General features: G+C 61.4%; 18 protein-coding genes. 6 read left to right on the top strand and 12 right to left on the bottom strand.

The features are described from left to right. Positions 1–107: 107 nt before the first annotated feature. A complete protein-coding gene (locus BM036_RS15245) occupies positions 108–683 on the bottom strand; it encodes a gamma-glutamylcyclotransferase (protein ID WP_091853931.1) in 576 nt (191 codons plus the stop codon). Positions 684–873: 190 nt separating this feature from the next. On the opposite strand from BM036_RS15245, the gene BM036_RS15240 reads away from it, so the two are divergent. Continuing rightward, the gene (locus BM036_RS15240) at positions 874–1,362 is read left to right on the top strand and encodes a methylated-DNA--[protein]-cysteine S-methyltransferase (protein WP_091853928.1); all 489 of its coding nucleotides are present in this window, start codon (positions 874–876) and stop codon (positions 1,360–1,362) included. 12 nt (positions 1,363–1,374) lie between these two features. Here BM036_RS15240 and dkgB read toward each other — a convergent pair whose 3' ends face one another. From dkgB to BM036_RS15200, 8 genes are all read right to left on the bottom strand, one after another. Then, entirely contained in the window at positions 1,375–2,184 is an 810-nt protein-coding gene (gene dkgB, locus BM036_RS15235) for a 2,5-didehydrogluconate reductase DkgB (protein ID WP_091853926.1), read from the bottom strand. A 171-nt stretch (positions 2,185–2,355) separates the two neighbouring features. Next, positions 2,356–3,390, bottom strand: coding sequence for a sodium:calcium antiporter (locus BM036_RS15230; protein ID WP_245742669.1), 1,035 nt, complete (start codon positions 3,388–3,390; stop codon positions 2,356–2,358). Between the two features lie 15 nt (positions 3,391–3,405). Beyond that, positions 3,406–3,609, bottom strand: a complete 204-nt coding sequence (locus BM036_RS15225) for a 2-hydroxymuconate tautomerase family protein (RefSeq protein ID WP_091853924.1) — start codon at positions 3,607–3,609, stop codon at positions 3,406–3,408. A gap of 70 nt (positions 3,610–3,679) precedes the next feature. Next, the gene (locus BM036_RS15220; RefSeq protein ID WP_091853922.1) at positions 3,680–4,843 is read right to left on the bottom strand and encodes an MFS transporter; all 1,164 of its coding nucleotides are present in this window, start codon (positions 4,841–4,843) and stop codon (positions 3,680–3,682) included. Positions 4,844–4,919: 76 nt separating this feature from the next. Continuing rightward, positions 4,920–5,501 (bottom strand): exopolysaccharide biosynthesis protein, encoded by a 582-nt coding sequence (locus tag BM036_RS15215; protein WP_091853920.1) that lies wholly within the window; start codon positions 5,499–5,501, stop codon positions 4,920–4,922. Between the two features lie 97 nt (positions 5,502–5,598). Beyond that, positions 5,599–6,993 carry an efflux transporter outer membrane subunit gene (locus BM036_RS15210; RefSeq protein WP_091853918.1) on the bottom strand — a complete coding sequence of 465 codons (1,395 nt, stop codon included), beginning with the start codon at positions 6,991–6,993 and terminating at the stop codon, positions 5,599–5,601. Between the two features lie 9 nt (positions 6,994–7,002). Further along, the gene (locus tag BM036_RS15205; protein WP_091853916.1) at positions 7,003–8,937 is read right to left on the bottom strand and encodes a MacB family efflux pump subunit; all 1,935 of its coding nucleotides are present in this window, start codon (positions 8,935–8,937) and stop codon (positions 7,003–7,005) included. 2 nt (positions 8,938–8,939) lie between these two features. Further along, positions 8,940–10,109 (bottom strand): efflux RND transporter periplasmic adaptor subunit, encoded by a 1,170-nt coding sequence (locus BM036_RS15200; RefSeq protein ID WP_143066622.1) that lies wholly within the window; start codon positions 10,107–10,109, stop codon positions 8,940–8,942. A 245-nt stretch (positions 10,110–10,354) separates the two neighbouring features. On the opposite strand from BM036_RS15200, the gene BM036_RS15195 reads away from it, so the two are divergent. After that, entirely contained in the window at positions 10,355–10,933 is a 579-nt protein-coding gene (locus tag BM036_RS15195; RefSeq protein WP_091853914.1) for a hypothetical protein, read from the top strand. Positions 10,934–11,019: 86 nt separating this feature from the next. Continuing rightward, positions 11,020–12,375 carry an MBL fold metallo-hydrolase gene (locus tag BM036_RS15190; RefSeq protein WP_091853912.1) on the top strand — a complete coding sequence of 452 codons (1,356 nt, stop codon included), beginning with the start codon at positions 11,020–11,022 and terminating at the stop codon, positions 12,373–12,375. Positions 12,376–12,442: 67 nt separating this feature from the next. On the opposite strand, the gene BM036_RS15185 is transcribed toward BM036_RS15190, so the two are convergent. Next, positions 12,443–13,555: an NADH:flavin oxidoreductase gene (locus BM036_RS15185; protein WP_091853911.1), complete on the bottom strand. Its 1,113-nt coding sequence runs from the start codon at positions 13,553–13,555 to the stop codon at positions 12,443–12,445. Between the two features lie 116 nt (positions 13,556–13,671). On the opposite strand from BM036_RS15185, the gene BM036_RS15180 reads away from it, so the two are divergent. Together BM036_RS15180 and BM036_RS15175 are read left to right on the top strand one after the other, a co-directional pair. Beyond that, positions 13,672–14,136, top strand: a complete 465-nt coding sequence (locus tag BM036_RS15180; protein ID WP_091853909.1) for a winged helix-turn-helix transcriptional regulator — start codon at positions 13,672–13,674, stop codon at positions 14,134–14,136. A 168-nt stretch (positions 14,137–14,304) separates the two neighbouring features. Continuing rightward, the gene (locus tag BM036_RS15175; RefSeq protein ID WP_091853907.1) at positions 14,305–15,000 is read left to right on the top strand and encodes an OmpW/AlkL family protein; all 696 of its coding nucleotides are present in this window, start codon (positions 14,305–14,307) and stop codon (positions 14,998–15,000) included. A gap of 172 nt (positions 15,001–15,172) precedes the next feature. On the opposite strand, the gene BM036_RS15170 is transcribed toward BM036_RS15175, so the two are convergent. Continuing rightward, positions 15,173–16,492 carry a DEAD/DEAH box helicase gene (locus BM036_RS15170; RefSeq protein WP_091853905.1) on the bottom strand — a complete coding sequence of 440 codons (1,320 nt, stop codon included), beginning with the start codon at positions 16,490–16,492 and terminating at the stop codon, positions 15,173–15,175. 317 nt (positions 16,493–16,809) lie between these two features. On the opposite strand from BM036_RS15170, the gene dsbG reads away from it, so the two are divergent. Next, positions 16,810–17,604 carry a thiol:disulfide interchange protein DsbG gene (dsbG, locus tag BM036_RS15165; protein WP_091853903.1) on the top strand — a complete coding sequence of 265 codons (795 nt, stop codon included), beginning with the start codon at positions 16,810–16,812 and terminating at the stop codon, positions 17,602–17,604. Between the two features lie 35 nt (positions 17,605–17,639). Here the strand turns inward: dsbG and BM036_RS15160 are convergent, their stop codons facing one another. Continuing rightward, positions 17,640–18,971 (bottom strand): hypothetical protein, encoded by a 1,332-nt coding sequence (locus BM036_RS15160; protein ID WP_091853901.1) that lies wholly within the window; start codon positions 18,969–18,971, stop codon positions 17,640–17,642. Positions 18,972–19,055: the final 84 nt, after the last annotated feature.

The raw sequence follows: 19,055 nt of genomic DNA, 5'->3' as shown, positions 1-19,055 counted from the left end.
GATTACGAAGAGCTTTACCGGCGAAAGTATATACTGCGTCAGGTGCGGGTCCAATGACCCGGTTGGCAATCCAGGCTTCGGGGCGTCACCGCGGCGGGGACGTTGCGTCACGGCCTGGCCATAAGGATATCCTCAACCAGCCTTGCCAGCTCAAAGACGTGTTCATCGTGGGCGCCCATCTCGGACAGCGCACCGGCCAGTTTCAGCAGGTAGTCCGCATTCGGCCCGCTCGGGCCATGGGAACGGGCAATCTGCTCGGCCATTTCATCCACCGGCGCCGGCCCCAGGAAGGCAGCGTTGTCCGCACCGGCGACGTAGACCAGGCCGTCCACTGATTCCTCCTCGCTGAACCACAAAGGCGTAAAAAACCTCAGGTAGCCGTTCTTTTCACGGTGGTCAAGATGTTCGAAGGTTCGGGGGGATACCCGGTAAGCCACACCCATGCATTCGACTCCCGGAGCCTCCACCAGCGTAGCGACGCGGCCCGGGGACTCCGGGGTACCCCGGTGGTCGTGGGAGCCTTGCCAGAACCGCCGGGCCCAGCCTTCGATGGTGGCAACGCGCTGCTCCAGGTAGGGAAAGTCCACCTTGTAGATCAGCGAGCCATAGCCGAACAACCAGACATCGTCCAGGTGATCCAGGTTATGCCGTTGGCGGTTCAGGGCCGAGGTATCGAGTGCCATGCAATTGCTCCGGAATGCGGTCAATAAGTCGATCCGCGCCACCTGCTGGCGGGACCATCCACCAGACAGGGCGAAAAATGACCAGACAAAGGCTATTCTGCAGCGTTAAGCTTGAACCATCAAAGTCCGGCTGGTGGCCGTGATTGCGAGCCCGGCCTGGGTGATAAGCTGATTGTTGCGGAGGAAGGCCATGAATACGGTGTTCTACACAGAACTGGATTCGCCTGTCGGAACCCTGCTGATCACCAGTAATGGCAACGCCATTACCGGGCTTCATATGGAGGAACAGGCTACCCGACCGGTGATCGGCCAGCACTGGGTGCGGGATGACCAGCGCCTGGATAACGCCAGGTCGCAGCTGGTGGCCTATTTCGAGGGGCAATTACAGCAGTTCGACCTGCCCCTGGCCGGTGCCGGCACGCCGTTTCAGCAGCAGGTGTGGCAGGCCTTGCGGGAGATTCCCTTTGGACAGACGGAAACCTACGGTGAGCTGGCGCGGCGGGTTGGCAACGCAAAGGCTTCCCGTGCCGTCGGGCTGGCCAACGGGCGCAATCCCATAGGGATTATCGTGCCCTGTCACCGGGTGATCGGCGCCAACGGTTCGCTGACTGGCTACGCCGGCGGTATCGAACGCAAGAAATGGCTGCTGGCCCATGAGCAGGCGCACATGGGCCAGTGACGCCGGAGGGGCTCAGTCCCAGACTGGGGCAAAGTCCGGATTGGCGATGCGTTCACCCCGATCCAGCTCGTCGATGGCGCGGATTTCCTCGTCACCAAGTCGGATTTTCAGGGCATCCAGGTTTTCCGTCTGGTGCTTGGGCCGGGTGGACGATGGAATCGGTACCACGCCCCGGGATACACACCAGGCAATGGCAATCTGTGCCGGGGTCACGTGGTGGGCAGCCGCAATTTTCTGAAGGGTCTCATCTTCCATCACCTTGCCCACCGCCAGCGGCATATAGCCGGTTACCGGGATGTTCAGGTTCTGGGCATGCTCCACCACCTTACGGTTGGCCAGGAAGGGGTGAACTTCCACCTGGTTGGTAAAGATCGGAGTGTCGCCCAGTATGGCCTTCGCCTGGTCCATCTGGGCACAGGTGAAATTGGAGATGCCGATGTGGTCAGTCAGGCCTTCTTTCTGAGCCTCTCTCAATGCCCCCAGGTACTCCTCCATGGGCACTTCGTCACCCGGTGACGGCCAGTGGATCAGGGTCAGGTCCACATGATCGGTTTTCAGCTGCTGCAGGCTCGTCTGCAGGCTGTTGATCAGGTCGCTGCGGTGGTAGTTGTCGAACCAGATCTTGGTGGTGACGAAAATTTCCCGACGGGGAATCCCGCTGGAAGTAATACCGTCGCCCACCTCTGCTTCGTTACGATAGATCTGGGCGGTATCGATATGGCGGTAGCCCAGTGACAGGGCACTGCGGACCGCCTCCCGGGCGTCATCACCTTTCAGACGAAAGGTTCCCATACCGATGGGTGGTAGTGCATCAAAGGGCATAATGTCCTCCTGTCGCGTGGCCCGGCTGTTGCCCTGACAGGGGCTGCCGAAGGGGCCGTGGAAGTGTGGGGGAAGTCACTAACCTACGATGGGGCTGGGCAGCTGGTTCTGCAAGTCGCCGGATAGCTCCGCGAAGGTTACGCAATGGCAATGCCAGCAAGCCCGGCACCATTAACTCAACAACAGCAATACGCCACCGAGGTATAGCACCATAATCGCCACACTCTCGGCGCCGATGCGGCCAATGCCCACCCGCTCCCGGCGTATCAGGCCCATCATCAGTATGCCGGACATGAGGATGGTCAACGCTACCCAGAAGCGGGCGTCGTTACTCATGGCGTGGTAGATCGATCCGTCGCGGTAGGCCAGGTCAGACGCCGCGGTGAACAGGGTATCAAAGGCATTACCACCAATAATGCCGCCTACCGCCAGGGTCAGGGCGCCGCGGCGCACCGCCGCTACCGAGGTAACCAACTCGGGAATGGAAGTGCTGATTGCCGTCAGCATGACGCCAATCACGGTCTGGCCCAGACCGGTTTCCCGGGCGATGGTGGTGGCGGATGGTTCCAGCGCCCAGCCAGCCACCCCCAGCACGGCCATCAGCCCCAGGAACTCGGTCCACAGCCGCACCATGGAAGGCATTTGGGTGGTGTCATCCGGCGTGTCTTCCCGGGTATCCAGGGTCACGGCCGGGCGCCACATGGGGGATTCGGTAGCGCCCTGCACCAGTTTCAGGCCATACAGGTAAAAGCCGAACAGTGCCGGTGTGACCGGGTGAATGCCAAAGACCGTCACATCCGGCAGCATGGGCGCGAGCATAATCACGGACAGCAGGCAAATCAGCAGTCCGTTCTGCATCATGTTGGGAGCGGAAGCCGCGGCGTGCTCCAGGTTGGCACGGCGGTAGACCATGTCCGCCACCGCCAGGAAGAAGGTCTGAACGGCAATGCCACCCAGGGCGTTGCTGACCGCCAGCTCGGCGTGGCCGTTCCAGGCTGCAGTAACCGAGAGTACAGAGCCACCGAGGGACGTGGCCGCGCCAAGCAGCACGGCGCCGGCAGCGGCCTCGCCGACGCCGGTACGATCCGCCAGCTGGTCCACCACCCGGGTAATCCGGGTGCCGGCGATGGCGATAACCAGTGCGCAGGCACCGAAAACCATCAGTGCCTGGGCGAGACCCCACTCAGACGGCTCCAGCAGGAACACCGGGGCGGGCTGTCCTTATTGCCCGCGCTTGCGTCGCTCAGTAACCGGCTCGCCACCGATGCCCCAGTTATCCGTGTTCACTTCATCGATAACCACTACGGTGGTGGCCGGGTTCTTGCCCAGCACATCCTGCAACAGTTTGGTGGCGCCTTCGATCAGGGCTTTCTTGTCATCCGCAGACACGTTCTCGTCGGTAATCTTGATGTTTACGTAGGGCATGTGGGCTGTTTCCTCACAGGGATTGGAAAGAGCTCTCATCCTGCCCCCTCAACCGTGGATTGGCAACACATCAACGGTCACGACACAGGGGCAGCAATGCCAATAACCCCAGTACCGGCCCGAGAACCAGCAACCAGGTGACACCGGTACCCAGGGACTGCCAGTAGTTCGCCGTCAGTTCGATGGCGAACACTGTTAGCAAAAAGCCAATACTGTTCATGATGGCCAGGGAGCTGCCCACCGCGTGGCCAGGGGCGGCTTCTGCTGCAAGGGCGGAAAACTGCGGGGAATCGGCGATGACGGCCATACCCCAGACCAGCAGCAGGATCACCGCCAGCCAGGTTGGCACTGCCTCAAACCAGGGCCACAAAAGACACATCAGACCGGACACCCACAGGGCCCCGAACGCCACCCGGGCACTGCCGATCCGGCGGCTGAGCATGCCACCGAGGACGCAGCCCACGGTGCCAGCCGCAATAAAGGCAAAGGCGGTCACCGAAACCAGGGTCCGATCACTCCCCAGCGGGCCCAGGCTTGCAGCCACCAACAAAGGTGCAAGGGCCCAGACCGCATAAAGCTCCCACATGTGGCCGAAGTAACCCAGGGCGGCCGCGCGAAAGCGGGGTTCACGGAAGGAACGAATCACACCGCCCCAGTCGAATCGCCCTGTCGCTGGCAGGCCAGGGCCATCACCAAGACGGGCGATCATCAGGCCGGCAGCAATTGCCAGCACCGAGGACGCCAGCACCACCGGTTGCCAGCCCCAGCCGGGGCTGATGGCCCGCATCAAGTGGGGGAAGGCCGTTCCGAGGGTCAGCATGCCCACCAGCCAGCCCAGGACCAGGCCCTTTTTCTCAGGTGCCCAGCTGGCCACCAGCTTCATGCCCACGGGATAGATGCCTGCAAGACAAAGCCCGGTGACAAACCGCAACGCCAGACCGATTTCCAGGGATGGGGACAACGCGAACAAGCCGTTCGTCAGGGCTCCGGTGACCGCACTGACCAGGAAAATGCGGCTTGCCCGCCAGCGGTCCGCCAGGCCGGACAGGGCGAAGGCAAGGGTGCCAATGATAAAGCCCAGCTGCACTGAGCCGGTCAGGCGACCCAGGTCTTCCGTGGTTACGCCCCAGGTGTCTGCCAGGCCGGGCAAAACAGCGTTGGGCGTGAACCACAGCGAGGTTCCAAAAAACTGGGCAACAACGATCACCCACAGGGCAGTGCGCGTATTGGCCATGACTGAACAACTCGTCGGTAGCGATGTTATGCCGGGCCAACCAACCCGGCCGGACCATCACACAGGCAAGGAACAATCAAAGCATGTTAACAGCAATCAACCCGGCAATGGTCACCGTGTAGATCAGCCCCAATACCGCCAGCAACCCATCCAGTGACACCATGGCAAGGCCAAACACCGCAATAGCAAAACCAGCAGCGGTGGCCGAGAAGGGGATGATTTCCATCAGCGGCATGGCGCAGGCAATCAGCACACACACGCCACCAAGCAGGTAACTGCCTGGGCGCCTCACCACCAGCACCAGGCGGGGATGGAGCCGGGCATCGACATACTCCGCCGCCGGCTCGATAAACCGAATGCCCCGGAGAAGCTTTTCCGTAGGCAGCGAGCGGTTCATCAGCAACTCTGGCAACCAGAAACCACCGCTGAGCACCAGCATCTGCACCGAGATAAACAGGATCAGCAAGCCGCTGAGGGTTGGCACCCCGGGAATGCCGCTTAACGGTGAGAACAGCAGGATGCCGATAATCATCAGCACCGGCCCATAGGAACGGCGTCCCACGGTATCAATGATGGCACCAAGGGTTACCCGTGGCCGGCCAGTCGCGGTTTCACTGATGCGGTCGAGCACTTCTCGGAGATTCGCAGGGTCAGTCATGGGCTGGGTGTAGCCAACGCATTGGCCACTGGTTGTTCCTTCCTTTGCTGCTTGATATATCACGATACCGGTTCGGCCTCAGTGGGGAAATGAACCCTTATTCATCTTTCTGTTGCCAGCCTCCACCGATCGCCTTGTAGAGATCTACGGTCGCCTGCAAACGGGCCAGTCTCAACTGAACCAGCTGGTCCCGGGTCTGGAACAGGGTACGCTGGGCGTCCAGCAGGGTCAGCAGTTCATCACTGCCGGCACGATAACGCAAATCGGTCAGCTCCAGGGTCCGCTCGGCCCGCTCACTCACTGTCCGTTGCAGGGCCTCCCTGCGTTGACTGGTCTGTAGCCGGTCCAGTGCATCGTCCGTTTCCTGCAAGGCAGCGAGTATCGCGCCACGGTAATCCTCCACCAGGGCGCGGCGGCGGGATTCGCTGATGGCGGTCTGGGCGTCCCGCGTGCCCCCGTCGAACAGGTTCTGGGCCAGGGTGATGCTCCAGCCCAGGGTTTCCACCGGATTGGCCAGGCTTGCCAGGTTCGCGGTGCTGGCCCCGGCATTCAGACCAAGGGATACCGACGGTAACCAGGCCGCCCTGGCCTGGGCCAGGTTGGCGTCCGCTGCCTGCAGCTGCGCCTCCGCAATGGCCAGGTCCGGGCGCCGGGTCAGCAGGTCTGAGGGTATTCCCGCATCAACCGCTGGGAGGGTCAGGTCCATCAACGAGTGCGTCCCGGTATCGGCCTCGAATCCCAGCGGTGACACGCCAACCAGCACAGCCAGCGCTGACCGGGTCTGCCGGTATTCCAGCGTAATGGGTTCAAGGCCTGCCCGCTGGTTGAGCACTTCGGTCTGCTGGCGCAGCAACTCGGCGCGGCTGGCGGCACCGTTGCGATAGCGGGCGTCGACAATGTCTTCAGTGCGTTCGGCGATGGCCAGGTTCTCCCGGGCGACCCGCAACTGCTCGTCCAGCGCCATCAGGCGGAACCAGGTGGTGGCGACGCTGCTGGCCAGGGACAGGCGGGCGCTGTCGTATTCAAACACCGTGGCCCTGTAACCGGCTTCCGCTTCATCCCGTGCGGCCGCCAGCTGGCCCCAGAGGTCCAGCTCGTAACTCACATTGAGGCTGGCGGAGGTAGACTCACTTCGGTTTTCGGAGCCGCCATCATCCGTGGTCCGCTCGCCGGTGCTGCCACTGAGGTTCAGGGACGGGAACAGGCTGCTGCCGGCCACCCGTACCTGCTGTTCTGCCTGGAACACCCGCTCAGCCGTCACTGCCAGGTTCGGGCTACCGGCAAAGGCCTGCCCAATCAGTTGATCGAGTTGCTCTGAACCGAACGCCTGCCACCACTGCTCATCCGGTGCCTTGGCACCTGCCGTCAGCGGTACATTCCATCGCTCATCTGCCCGCAACTCCGGGCGCTCAATCGGTGAGGTGGTGGCACAGCCTGCGAGGGCGACGATGACCCCCGTAACCGCAGCCGTTCTGAAAAAAATGTTCAACATCCGGTTCCCCTATTCCGTCGCCAGTGCCGTGACCGGATCCAGCCGCGATGCCTTGCGGGCTGGCAGATAGCCGAACAGCAGCCCGGTACCGAAGGCGCAACTGAAGGCCAGCACCACCGGCATCAGTGAGTAACTGACCGGTGTTCCCAATTCATTGATCGTGGCCGCGGCCCCCAGCCCCAACGCGACGCCGATCAGCCCGCCAAGGGCCGATACCGCCAGGGCTTCGAGCAGGAACTGCTGCAGGATATGGCGGGTGCGGGTTCCGGTGGCCATGCGAACCCCGATTTCCCGGGTACGTTCGGTGACGCTCACCAGCATGATGTTCATCACCCCGATACCGCCTACCAGCAGTGATATGGCCGCCACCGACCCCAGCAGCCAGGTGAAGGTGTCCTGGGTTTCGGAAACGGTGTCGATCAGCGAGGCCATGTTGCGGATCTGGAAGTCCTCCACGCCGTGGCGCTGGAGTAGCAGCTGATGTACCTGGGCCTGCACCTCGTCCATCAGGGTCGTATCGTCCACGGCGATGGTCACGTTGCGCAGGTGGCGCTGCCCGAAGAGGCGCATGCTCCCGGTGGTGTAGGGCACAAACACCACGTCGTCCTGGTCCTGGCCCATGGGCGATGCGCCCCGCTCGCTCATTACACCAACCACCTGGAACAGCACGTTATTCATCAGAATGTAGTGGCCCAACGGGTCCTGCTGGCCAAACAGTGCCTCTGCCGTGGTCTGGCCCAGCACAGCCACCGGCGCGTATTCACCCTCGTCGGCCTGGTTGAAAAAACTGCCCCGCTGCACCGGCCACTGGCGGGCGACAGGGAACTGCCAGGAGGTGGCGTTCACCTCCGCCTGGTGGTCGGCGTTGTCATAGCGCAGGGTCTGGCTGCCGGTCAGTTCCGGAATCGCCGCAGTTATATTGGGCAAGGTGTTGATGGCATCCACATCCTCCGGCACCAGGGTGGCGATGTTCCAGCCGCCGCGCCGTTGCCCCGGCGCACCCGGGCGAACCAGCAGCAGGTTGCTGCCCATGGCGCTGATGCGCTCTACCACCTGCTCCCGTGCGCCGTCGCCGATGGCGAGCATGGTGATTACCGAGGCTACGCCGATCACGATCCCCAGGAGGGTCAGCGCTGTGCGGAACAGGTTGCCGGTCATGGACCGCAGCGCGGTACGTGCACCCTGATAAAACTCCCGGAATAATGAGGGCGAGTGCCGCAAGGGTTCCCGTTGCAGCGGCTTTCGCTGGTGTGAGGTATCGGGGCCGGGGTCACTGAGAATCTGGCCGTCGGCGATTTCGATGCGCCGGTGGGCGTGGTCCGCCACGTTGCTGTCGTGGGTGATCAGGATGATGGTGTAGCCTTCGTTGGAGAGTTCCTGCAACAGGGCCATGACTTCCCGGCCACTCTGGCTGTCGAGGGCCCCGGTGGGCTCGTCTGCCAGGATGATTTCACCACCGTTCATCAGGGCACGGGCAATGGAAACCCGTTGCTGCTGACCGCCTGAGAGCTGACCCGGGCGATGCTCCCTACGCTCATCCAGGCCCAACCGTGCCAGCAGCTCCCTGGCCCGGTCCTGCCGTTGCGATCGTTTGAGGCTGGCGTAGCTGGCGGGCATTTCCACGTTCTCGCAGGCCGAAATGCCCGGCAGCAGGTTATAACTCTGGAACACGAACCCGAAAGCTTCCCGACGCAGGCGGGCCAGTGCGTCGCTGTCCAGGGCGGAGACGTCCTCGCCATCAAACCGATACTCACCACTGGTGGGCCGGTCCAGGCAACCGAGGATGTTCATCAGGGTGGATTTGCCGGACCCCGAGGCACCCATAATGGCCACAAACTCCCCCCGGTGGATGGTCAGGTTGATGCCCCGCAGCACCGGTACCGCCACTTCACCGTTGTAATAGGTGCGGGTGATGTTCCGCAATTCGATCAGCGCTGTGGTCACGGTCAGAACCCCATGCCGACCATGCGGCGGGCACGGTTGCCGTCCGTTTGGCCGCCGGCGGACCGGGGGCTGCTGACAACCTCTTCGCCCTCTTCCAGGCCGTCCAGGATTTCCGCCTGTACCCGGTTGGTAACACCCACGGTGACGTCCCGCTGCTGCGGCTGACCGTCACCGCCCACGACCTGGACCGTGGCCCCCCCTCCGCTGGTTTGAAGGGCCGTAACCGGTACCAGCAGGGCATTCCTGGCGGCGTTACTGATAAAGAACACCTGGGCCGTCATCTGCGTCATCAGGCGGCCTCCGGGGTTGGGCACCTCAAACACCGCGTTGTATAACACCACATTGTTTTCCACCGTGGGGGTCGGCTCCAGCCGGTCCAGGGTGCTCTCCCAGCGCCGCTGCTGGCTGCCCAGGGTAGTGAAGTACACCGGCATGCCCGGTCGCAGCTTGCCGATATCCGCTTCGGACACCTGGGCCTCCACCGTCATGGTCGACAGATCGGCGATGCGCATCAGCACCGGGGCCTGCTGGTTGGTGTTCAGGGTCTGGCCCTGGCGGGCCTCGATGGAAACCACGGTGCCATCCATCGGTGCATAGATCTTCGCGTAGTCCAGGTTGGCCTCTTCCGCACGCAGGGTGGATTCGGTCTGCTGGATCTGGGCGCTGATGGCTTCAATCTGTGCGTGGGCGGAACGCAGCGCGGCTTCCGCCACCTGGGCGGCTTCGCGACTGGTGGCTTCCTCTTTCAACAGGTTCTGCTGGCGGCGGTGCTGAATCTGCGCCAGGGTGAGCTGGGCTTCCCGTTCCATCAGCTGGGCCTGCTGATTGCGCAGCTGAGCGCGGGTGGCATCAACCCGGGCCACGTAGACTGTCGGGTCAATTTCGGCCAGCAGGTCGCCCTTGCGAACCTGGTCGCCGGTGCGCACATGGATAATGTCGAGCTGGCCGGAAACCTGGGCTCCCACGTCCACATAGTCCCGGGGCTGCAGAACACCGGTGGCCGTCACCAGGTCTTCCAGGTCGCCCCGCTCCACCGGAACGGTCAGTAATGAGGGCTGGGCGGCCGGCCGGTCGACATACCACCAGGCGGCAACCAGAGAGCCAATGACCAATACCAACAGCAGAAACCCGCCAAACCGCTTGTACCAACCGCCCGTTACCGGCGCTGCCATGTTCCATCCTCACTCGTGGTCCTTTAAAGCAGGATGGATTATCGGTAATGCAATATCGGCATAATAGGGCGAAACCAGGGGTTTACACGGCTTTTACATCGGTTGACGAACCTCATCGCTGCATTCCCCTGGAATACTGCAGAACGCGGGTCGAAACTGGCCCGGTTTGCGGGAAGTGACGTATAGCACTACTGTCAGGACCTGGCGTCACAACCGAACCAGACAAACTGCAGAGTGAGCGAACAATGAGAAAAACCACACTGAGCCTGCTTTTGTGCACCCTGGCCCTGCCCGCATTCGGCCAGGAACACCCGCACCATAACACCCACCAGGGGCAACACCCCGGCGCCACGGAGCAGACCAAGCTGACCGAGGCCGGCAATTCGGTCTTCGCCACCATTCAGGAAGTGATCCACCACCTGACCCAGAACCCGGACACTGACTGGAGCAAGGTCGACCTGGAGGTTCTGCGCCAGCATCTGCTGGATATGAAAGACATTGCCGAAAACGTCGAGGTCGTGGACCAACGGCGAATGCCTAACGGTGTGACCCTGGTAGTCGCCCCCCTGACCACCCGTGCAGACGAAGCCCTGGAGAGGGTGCTTTCTGCCCATCCGGAACAGCTTCGCCGGGAAACCGGCTGGGAAATGATCGTCGGTCGTCAGGGGGACCAGTTCCGTATTACCACCACCAGCGAAGATCCTGACGACACCGCCATGATTAACGGCCTTGGCTATATCGGGCTGATGGCGTATGGAAGCCACCACCAGGCCCACCACTGGGCCATGGGCTCTGGCCAGAACCCTCACCAAGGCCACCACTGACCAAACCGTAATCCTATAGCCCGTCACACTCCTGCTGATCTGTGCTACCCCTGATATCAGGTATTACCACTTCAGCAGGAGGTCCCATGTTCATCCAGAAGATCAAGTCCGAAGGCCTGTCCCACCTGTCCTGGCTTGTGGGGAATGATGGCGAGGCATTTGTCGTCGACCCGCGCCGGGACTGCGAGGTCTACGTCGAGGAAGCGGCCAGGGCAGGTTGTCGTATCACCCACATTTTCGAGACCCACCGCAATGAAGACCTGATCTCCGGCGCGCCGATACTGGCAAACCTCACCGGTGCACGGGTGCTCCACGGCCCGAATGCTGCCGGTGATGTTGCCTACGCCGACACGGCCCGGGAGGGCGACACCTTCGAATTCGGTAATCTCCGGGTGCGGGTACTGGAAACACCGGGACACACGGACGACAGCCTGTCCTTCGTCATATATGACACGGATTTCGGTGAGGATGCGGTAGGCGTGTTCACCGGGGATGCGCTGTTTATCGGTGATGTGGGGCGTACGGATTTCTACCCGGACCGGGCCGGGGAAGTGGCCGGCATGCTCTACGACAGCCTGCAGAAAATTCTGAAACTCGGAGACCAGGCCCTGGTCTATCCCGCCCATGGTGCGGGCTCGGTATGCGGTGACAACATGGCCGACCGGGAGTTTTCTTCCCTGGGCTATGAGCGCAAATACAACGACATGCTCAGAATATCGTCCCGCAACAAATTCATTGATGCCAAGCTCGCCGAGCACCACTATCAGCCGCCCTACTTCCGGCTGATGGAAAAGCTCAACCTGACGGGGGCGGAACCGGCCCCCAGGGTAATAACACCACGACCACTGTCACCGGCAGAATTCCGTGCGCTACCCGGAGGGCCCGCCATCGTGGACGCGCGTACCGTCAGTGCCTTTCTGGGGGCGCACCTGCCTGGCAGCCTGGCCATCCCCGCACCGATGATCCCGGCGTTTGCCGGCTGGTACATCGAGCCTGGCCAGCCGGTGGTGCTGGTGGTATCAGACCCTGAACAGGCTCACGAAGCGGCACAGCACCTGGTACGCATCGGCCTGGACAACCTTGCCGGTTTCCTGACGACCGACATGCCGGAATGGTCAGCCCGCGGGCTACCGTTCCACTCCCTGCCGGTGATGCACGTGGACGATATCCGGGAACGCTTCCAGAACCCGCCGGAGAACTGGCAGTTACTGGATGTACGCAGCAAGACGGAATACGAAGAGGAGGCTATCGAAGGGTCGGTTCATATCTATGCCGGAGAACTGGCGGACAAGACAGACGAGCTCGACAAAAACCGGCACTACACGGTGATGTGCGCCAGCGGTGCCCGGGCGACGATTGCCGCCTCGGTACTGGAGCGGGCCGGGTTCAGCAAGGTGGATGTTTTCCTGGGCTCCTTTGGCGCCTGGAAATCCACCGACTGAACCCTGCCGACTGAAACACAGGGGCGCCCGTCCGCATGGGACGGGCGCCACCCTGTTTACACGGTTCTCAGTAAAGTTCGCCCAGGGAGGCCTTGCGGAACGGCTCGACGTCATCGGCCCGTCCTTCCTTCACCTTGACCAGCCATTCCGGGTCCTGCAGCAGGGCGCGGCCGACGGCAATCAGGTCGAACTCATCGTTGTTCATGCGCTCGATCAGCTCGTCGATACCGGCGTCCTCCACGGCTTCCTTCTTGCTGGCAAAGGTGCCGGCGATAAAGTCTTCGGTAAGGCCAACGCTGCCGACAGACATGGTGGGCAGTCCGGTCAGCTTCTTCACCCAGCCGGCCAGGTTCAGGTTGGAGCCTTCAAACTCCGGCTCCCAGAAGCGGCGCGTGGAGGCGTGGAAGATATCCACCCCGGCATCGGCCAGGGGCTTGAGGAAAGCTTCCAGCTCTTCCGGGGTCTGGCAGAGCTTCGCGTCATAGTCCTGCATCTTCCACTGGGAGAAACGCAGCATAATGGGGAAGTCCGGACCGACCTTTTCACGGATGGCCTTGATGATCTCAATGGCAAAACGCTGGCGGTTGGCCATGCTGCCGCCGTATTCGTCGTCCCGCTGGTTGGTGCCTTCCCAGAAGAACTGGTCGATCAGGTAGCCGTGAGCCCCGTGCACTTCCACGCCGTCAAAACCGATAGCCTTGGCGTCAGCGGCGGCATCGGCAAATGCCCTGACCACGTCCTGGATGTCCTCCTTGGTCATGACCTTGCAGACCACCTTGCCCGGACGATTCATGCCGGAAGGCGCATAGCCCGGTACTGAAGGATCCGGCTCCATGCCTTCCTTGCGCACTGCACCCACATGCCAGAGCTGGGGGAAGATCTTGCCACCGGCCTCATGGACCGCGTCTACCACCTTTTTCCAGCCTGCCAGGGCCTTTTCACCGTGAAAGAAAGGCACGTTCTCGTAGCCGTTGGCCGCCGGGTGATTGACGGTGGTACCTTCGGTGATGATCAGGCCAACGCCGCCTTCGGCACGACGCTTGTAATAGGCCACCACATCATCGTTGGGCACATTGCCCGGGGAGAAATTCCGGGTCATGGGGGCCATGGCGACACGGTTGGCCAGTTTCAGGGATTTCACTTCGAACGGTTCGAACAGCGGTCCGAGATTCATGGACATGGGTGGGGTATCTCCTGTCTGAAAGGGAACGGGGGCCAGGCCCCGAAATCTGGTTTCATTAAGCAACCTTATTAAATCCGGTTTCAGTTTGCAACCCTGTTGGGTACAATTTAACCATGGCGAGAAAACGTTTTGACGATTCAAGTTGTTCGGTTGCGCGTGCGCTCAATGAGGTGGGTGACTGGTGGTCACTGCTGATTGTGCTGCAGGCCATGTACGGAACCCGTCGTTTTGTGGACTTCCAGCAGGAGCTGGGCATTGCCCGCAACATCCTTGTGGATCGCCTGTGCCGACTGGTCGACAACGACGTACTGCGCAAGGTAGATGTGGGCGAGCATGGTCCCCGCTTTGAGTACCGCCTCACTGATAAGGGCCGGGACCTGTTCCCGGTAGTCATCGCCCTGCGCCAGTGGGGTGACAAGTATAACCCCTGCCCCGAAAAGCCCCCGCTGGACCTCCGTGACCGGCGCACCGGCCAGCCCGTTCGCCAGCTGGAAGTACAGGATGCCGAAGGCAACCCCCTGTCCGTGCGGGACGTTTTCGTTCAGGAAGATCCGCAGGACGACACGAAGCAGGCCTGACCCGACTCCCCTCCTGCCTGTTCAGTCAAATCCGGACCTTTTGAGCTGGATCAATGTTCCGATCGCATTCCCTGCAGCCCCCGGTATCACTTGCGTTAGATCAATTCTCCTAACCGCCACCGGTGTAGCCTTGGCCCGTCAATAACTTTTGGTCAAGGAGTCATTTCTATGTCCCGTAAACTCACTCTGGGCATCCTCGCAGCCGGCTTACTCGCAGCAGGTTCCGCACAGGCTTATCAGGCTGGTGATATTATCCTCAGGGCCGGCGCTGTAGCCGTTGATCCCCAGGATTCCAGCAACAATCTTGCGCTGGACGGCACCTCGCTCCCGGGGCACAAAGTCTCTGTAGACTCCGATGTTCAACTGGGACTTTCCGGTAGCTACATGCTGACGGATCATTTCGCAATCGGATTGCTGGCAGCTACACCCTTCCAACACAACATCAGTGGTGACGGGAGTGTTCTGGGCGGTGCTGGGAAGCTTGCCGAGACAAAGCATCTGCCGCCAACCCTGACTTTGCAGTACTACCCACTTCACAGCAGTCACCGGGTTCAGCCGTATGCCGGGGTAGGCGTCAACTACACCAACTTCTTCGAAGAAAAGACCACTGAGACGCTGACCAATTATCTGGGCGCTGACTCCACCTCCATCGAACTGGACGACAGCGTAGGCGTTGCTGCAGAACTGGGCGTGGACATCAAACTGGACGACCGTTTTGGCCTCAACGCTGCCATCTGGTATGCCGACATCGACACTGAAGCCACGATCAAAGCCTATAACGGCGGTAACCTCTCATCCACGAGCAAGGTCGACGTCGAAATCGATCCCATGGTCTACATGGTGGGCTTCACCTACAGCTTTTAACTTGCAGTGTGAGACGACCGTGCCCGGTACCCTGGACTGGTGGTGCCGGTCGCGTTCTCCCTTTGCGGGGGCCGGGATTCCGGCACCCCGCTTTTTTCGTCTGGCGATAACGAGAAAGCCGCTTCCGGTTACCCGGAAACGGCTTTCTCGCACGGCTAAGGTTCAGATCACATCAGGCAGACTGTCGCTGCGCCGAACGACCCTGGCCCTGGCCACGTCCACGGCTGCGACCACCCGGCCCCGGGCTGGCCTGGCGCTGACCGCCAGGGCGACCTGCACCATTGCGGCCATTGCCGCCACCGCCGGAACGATTGCGGGCCCGGCTCGGGTCGGCCTTGGCCTTGGGTTTGAGCGGCAGGTTGTTCTGGGGTTCGAAGCCTTCCACTTCCTGGCGGGGCAGCTGCTTCTTGATCAGCTTCTCAATACCCGCCAGCAACTTGCCTTCATCCGCGCTCACCAGCGACAGGGCATGGCCACTTTCACCGGCACGGCCAGTACGACCGATGCGGTGAACATAGTCTTCCGGTACGTTAGGCAACTCGAAGTTAACCACCTGGGGCAGCTGTTTGATATCCAGGCCGCGGGCCGCGATGTCGGTGGCCACCAGCACGCGAATATCCCCCTGCTTGAACTCCGCCAGCGCGCGGGTACGGGCGCCCTGGGACTTGTTGCCGTGGATTGCTGCAGCGGTAATGCCGTCGCTTTCCAGCTTCTTGGTCAGGCGGTTGGCGCCGTGCTTGGTACGGGTGAACACCAGCACCTGGTCCCAGTCATTGTCCCGTACCAGCTTGCTCAGCAGCGCGCTTTTCTGGCTTTGATCCACTGGATAGACGGACTGCTTGACCTTCTCGGCCGTGGTATTGCGGGCGGCCACTTCCACCTGTACCGGATTGTTCAGCAGGCCCTGGGCCAAGGTGCGGATCTCATTGGAGAAAGTCGCCGAGAACAGCAGGTTCTGACGCTTGGCCGGCAGCAGCGCCAGGATCTTGCGGATATCGCGGATGAAGCCCATGTCCAGCATGCGATCAGCTTCGTCCAGCACCAGGATTTCCACTTCGTTGAAGCGCACGGCGTTCTGCTGATAAAGGTCCATCAGCCGGCCGGGAGTCGCTACCAGCACGTCCAGGCCCTTACGCAGCTTCATCATCTGCGGGTTGATCTTGACACCCCCAAATACTACGGCGGCCTTGGTCGGTACGTACTTGCTGTAAAGGTTCACGCTGTCGTGTACCTGTGCCGCCAGCTCACGGGTCGGCGTCAGGATCAGGGCACGCGGGCCCTTGCCCTCGCGGGGATTTTCACTGAGTCGCTGCAGCAGCGGCAGGGTAAAGCCGGCGGTCTTGCCGGTGCCGGTCTGGGCGGCTGCCATCACATCCTTGCCGGACAGTACGGCCGGAATCGCCTGGAGCTGGATGGGAGACGGGGTTTCATAACCCTGATCGGTGGTTGCACGGACCAGTTGCTCGGAAAGACCGAGGGAAGAAAAACTCATATTGGATAAACTCTTGATTGTTCTGCCTCCACGAACGCCGGAGTTAACCGGTAATCAACGCGGGCAGATGCCATGACGGAGCATGGGAATAAGACGACTACAGTCGCTCACCGGTAACGGGAGGACGTCCTCTGGCGGGTCGTATGAAGTATTCGCTAGCAGGCTTTACGCCAAAAACTGCGGATCCTTAGAGGCAGGATGCGGGCACAGTAACAGGTTGCCTGTGGGATAGCCACTGCAAATCCACCTATATTCCCACGGAACTCAATGCCTCCTTCCCGGTCAGGAGCCACTGATCAAAAAGGAGTTATATAGATATGCCCATTCGCTTACCTGCAAACATCTCGTCCAGGCAGATCCCGGTCGTGGCTGGCGCCCTTTTAACCCTGGCTACCGCCGGTGCTTTCGCAGAAGGCTACCCCAAGGCCGTTCAGCAACTGGAAGACAGGGGAGCTGAGATCGTCGGAGAGTTCGATGCCCCGGGTGGCATGAAAGGCTATGTTGGCGAAATGCAGGGCCGCCCCATGTCGGCATTCCTCACCGCCGACGGCAAGCACGTGATCATAGGCACTCTGCTGGCGGAAGACGGCACCAATATCTCCCAGGAGCAGGTGGAAAAACTGTTGATGGAGCCCCGCTTCGCGGAAGCCTGGAGCAAACTGGAAGACAGCGACTGGGTCGGCGACGGCTCCGATGAAGCGGAGGTTGTGCTCTACACCTTTACCGACCCGAACTGCCCCTACTGTTACCGGTTCCGGGAGATGGCTGATCCGTGGATCGAGTCTGGCAAAGTGCAGTTGCGCCACATCCTGGTCGGTATTCTGAAGGAGGACAGCGCTCCCAAGGCGGCCACCATCCTTGCCGCAGACGATCCGGAAAGCGCCCTGAGGCAGCACCACGAAAACTACGAGGATGGAGGCATAGAGGTCGACAGGTCCGTGGTCAGCCAGACCTACAACGACGTAATGGCCAATGGTGAACTGATGAGCAGCCTCGGTTTGCAGGCCACCCCAAGCACCTTTTACAGGAATGCAGAAGGCAAGATCGCCATGAAGCCCGGAGTACCGAATCCGAAGGACCTGGAAACCATGATGGGCGGGCCGAGGCCCTGATAACCCGCCCCCTGAGAGCAGCCCGGCTGGAGACCCTAGCCGGCCAGCCAGGCTGTAAGCGCGGAGGCCAGCCCGCCAGTCAGGACCAGCAGAACCATCGACAACCTGAAGTTCCAGTACAGACCTATCTGGCGGGCCGGGTAGCCGGTCAGACGCTCCATCAACAGGGAGTTGGCTGCATAGGGTGAACCTGCCGCCGTAATACCCCAGCCGCTGACCATGGCAATGCCCAGGCCGAGGGTTGCCTCCGGCGGCCAGAGTGGCCCCAGTACGCCACCGACCAGTGTGCCAATCACAATCGGATTAAAGCCACCGGTGCCACCAACGTAAAAGACCCATGGCACCAGCAACGCCAGTAACGGAAAGGCCCAGCCCGGGAAGGCGAAGCTGTCGCCCATCAGTCTGAGGGCCAGCATGCTGATCAGCGCACCGATAAAGGCCGAGCCCCCGACGATAATCAACTCGTTGCTGACCGGGGCCATGGTGGGCAAGTCCAGCCTGCGTTCCTTCACACCCCGGATCGAAAACCCGATAACCACCGCCGCGAAACAGCTCAGGGTCACTGCCCTGGAATAACTCAGTCCGGCCAGGCCGCTAAGGGAGAATACCCCTGCACAAATGAGAGAGATGATGCCGGCGAAGCGCAGCCATGGTGACAACCCCGCCTGGATCTCTTCCTCACCTGCAACAACCCGGGATTCCTCCTCCCGCTGCCATGCACCCCCGAGGAGAATCAGCACGCCCAACGGCAGGCTGAGAGCAATCAATTCCCAGCTTTGCAGGCCTGGCAGGAAGGTTACTGTCATCACCACCGAGATGGACAGGGGGGAGCAGATGGGTGAGACGGCAAAGCCGCGGAGCACCGCTCGCACCGCATTGCGGGTCATGGGTGAATCGCCCTTTTCCCGAATCCGGTGACCGATCAACGACCCGACCACGCCAACCGAGCCGAAGTTCAACGGCACCGATAACAGCCCGGTGCCAAACGCCAGGCTGTAATAGCGGGCCAGCGGTTGGCCGCTGAACAGGCTGCCCGATATCCGTAAAAGATCCCTTGAGTTGCCCAACACAGAAGACAGCAGCATGACCGTCAGGATCAGTGCAGACAACCGGGTCATGTTTTCACTGGCTGAGAACAACGCCGCAGGCTGGACCAGGGCAGCAATGCTGGCACCTACTACCACCAGGGCGAACAACATGCGGGCTACCAGCCGCAGTTCCCGCCACGCCAGCAGCACGGCCAGCACAACGCAAACCGCCCCCGCCACCATGGCGCCGGGCACGAAGGAAAGCACCCCGCACAGCAGGGCGATATAGGCCAACAGGGAACGCAGGCGTGCGACGGGCGCCTGAAAAGCTTGGGTCATCGGCAATCACATTCCGGGAAGAGTGAGCTATCATCAACTCTGGGCATTCATCATACACGATCCTGCTGAACCGTTATAAAACTT

This window comes from Marinobacter segnicrescens (assembly GCF_900111555.1).
Lineage (GTDB): Bacteria > Pseudomonadota > Gammaproteobacteria > Pseudomonadales > Oleiphilaceae > Marinobacter > Marinobacter segnicrescens.
Note: the sequence above shows the minus strand (reverse complement) of the source record. Positions and strands in the feature narration are given on the sequence as shown.

Excerpts from the sequence above, each read along its gene's own strand:
- BM036_RS15245 (WP_091853931.1), bottom strand. The coding sequence starts at position 683 with ATGGCACTCGATACCTCGGCCCTGAACCGCCAACGGCATAACCTGGAT.
- BM036_RS15240 (WP_091853928.1), top strand. The coding sequence starts at position 874 with ATGAATACGGTGTTCTACACAGAACTGGATTCGCCTGTCGGAACCCTG.
- dkgB (WP_091853926.1), bottom strand. The coding sequence starts at position 2,184 with ATGCCCTTTGATGCACTACCACCCATCGGTATGGGAACCTTTCGTCTG.
- BM036_RS15225 (WP_091853924.1), bottom strand. The coding sequence starts at position 3,609 with ATGCCCTACGTAAACATCAAGATTACCGACGAGAACGTGTCTGCGGAT.
- BM036_RS15220 (WP_091853922.1), bottom strand. The coding sequence starts at position 4,843 with ATGGCCAATACGCGCACTGCCCTGTGGGTGATCGTTGTTGCCCAGTTT.
- BM036_RS15215 (WP_091853920.1), bottom strand. The coding sequence starts at position 5,501 with ATGACTGACCCTGCGAATCTCCGAGAAGTGCTCGACCGCATCAGTGAA.
- BM036_RS15210 (WP_091853918.1), bottom strand. The coding sequence starts at position 6,993 with ATGTTGAACATTTTTTTCAGAACGGCTGCGGTTACGGGGGTCATCGTC.
- BM036_RS15200 (WP_143066622.1), bottom strand. The coding sequence starts at position 10,109 with ATGGCAGCGCCGGTAACGGGCGGTTGGTACAAGCGGTTTGGCGGGTTT.
- BM036_RS15195 (WP_091853914.1), top strand. The coding sequence starts at position 10,355 with ATGAGAAAAACCACACTGAGCCTGCTTTTGTGCACCCTGGCCCTGCCC.
- BM036_RS15190 (WP_091853912.1), top strand. The coding sequence starts at position 11,020 with ATGTTCATCCAGAAGATCAAGTCCGAAGGCCTGTCCCACCTGTCCTGG.
- BM036_RS15185 (WP_091853911.1), bottom strand. The coding sequence starts at position 13,555 with ATGTCCATGAATCTCGGACCGCTGTTCGAACCGTTCGAAGTGAAATCC.
- BM036_RS15180 (WP_091853909.1), top strand. The coding sequence starts at position 13,672 with ATGGCGAGAAAACGTTTTGACGATTCAAGTTGTTCGGTTGCGCGTGCG.
- BM036_RS15175 (WP_091853907.1), top strand. The coding sequence starts at position 14,305 with ATGTCCCGTAAACTCACTCTGGGCATCCTCGCAGCCGGCTTACTCGCA.
- BM036_RS15170 (WP_091853905.1), bottom strand. The coding sequence starts at position 16,492 with ATGAGTTTTTCTTCCCTCGGTCTTTCCGAGCAACTGGTCCGTGCAACC.
- dsbG (WP_091853903.1), top strand. The coding sequence starts at position 16,810 with ATGCCCATTCGCTTACCTGCAAACATCTCGTCCAGGCAGATCCCGGTC.
- BM036_RS15160 (WP_091853901.1), bottom strand. The coding sequence starts at position 18,971 with ATGACCCAAGCTTTTCAGGCGCCCGTCGCACGCCTGCGTTCCCTGTTG.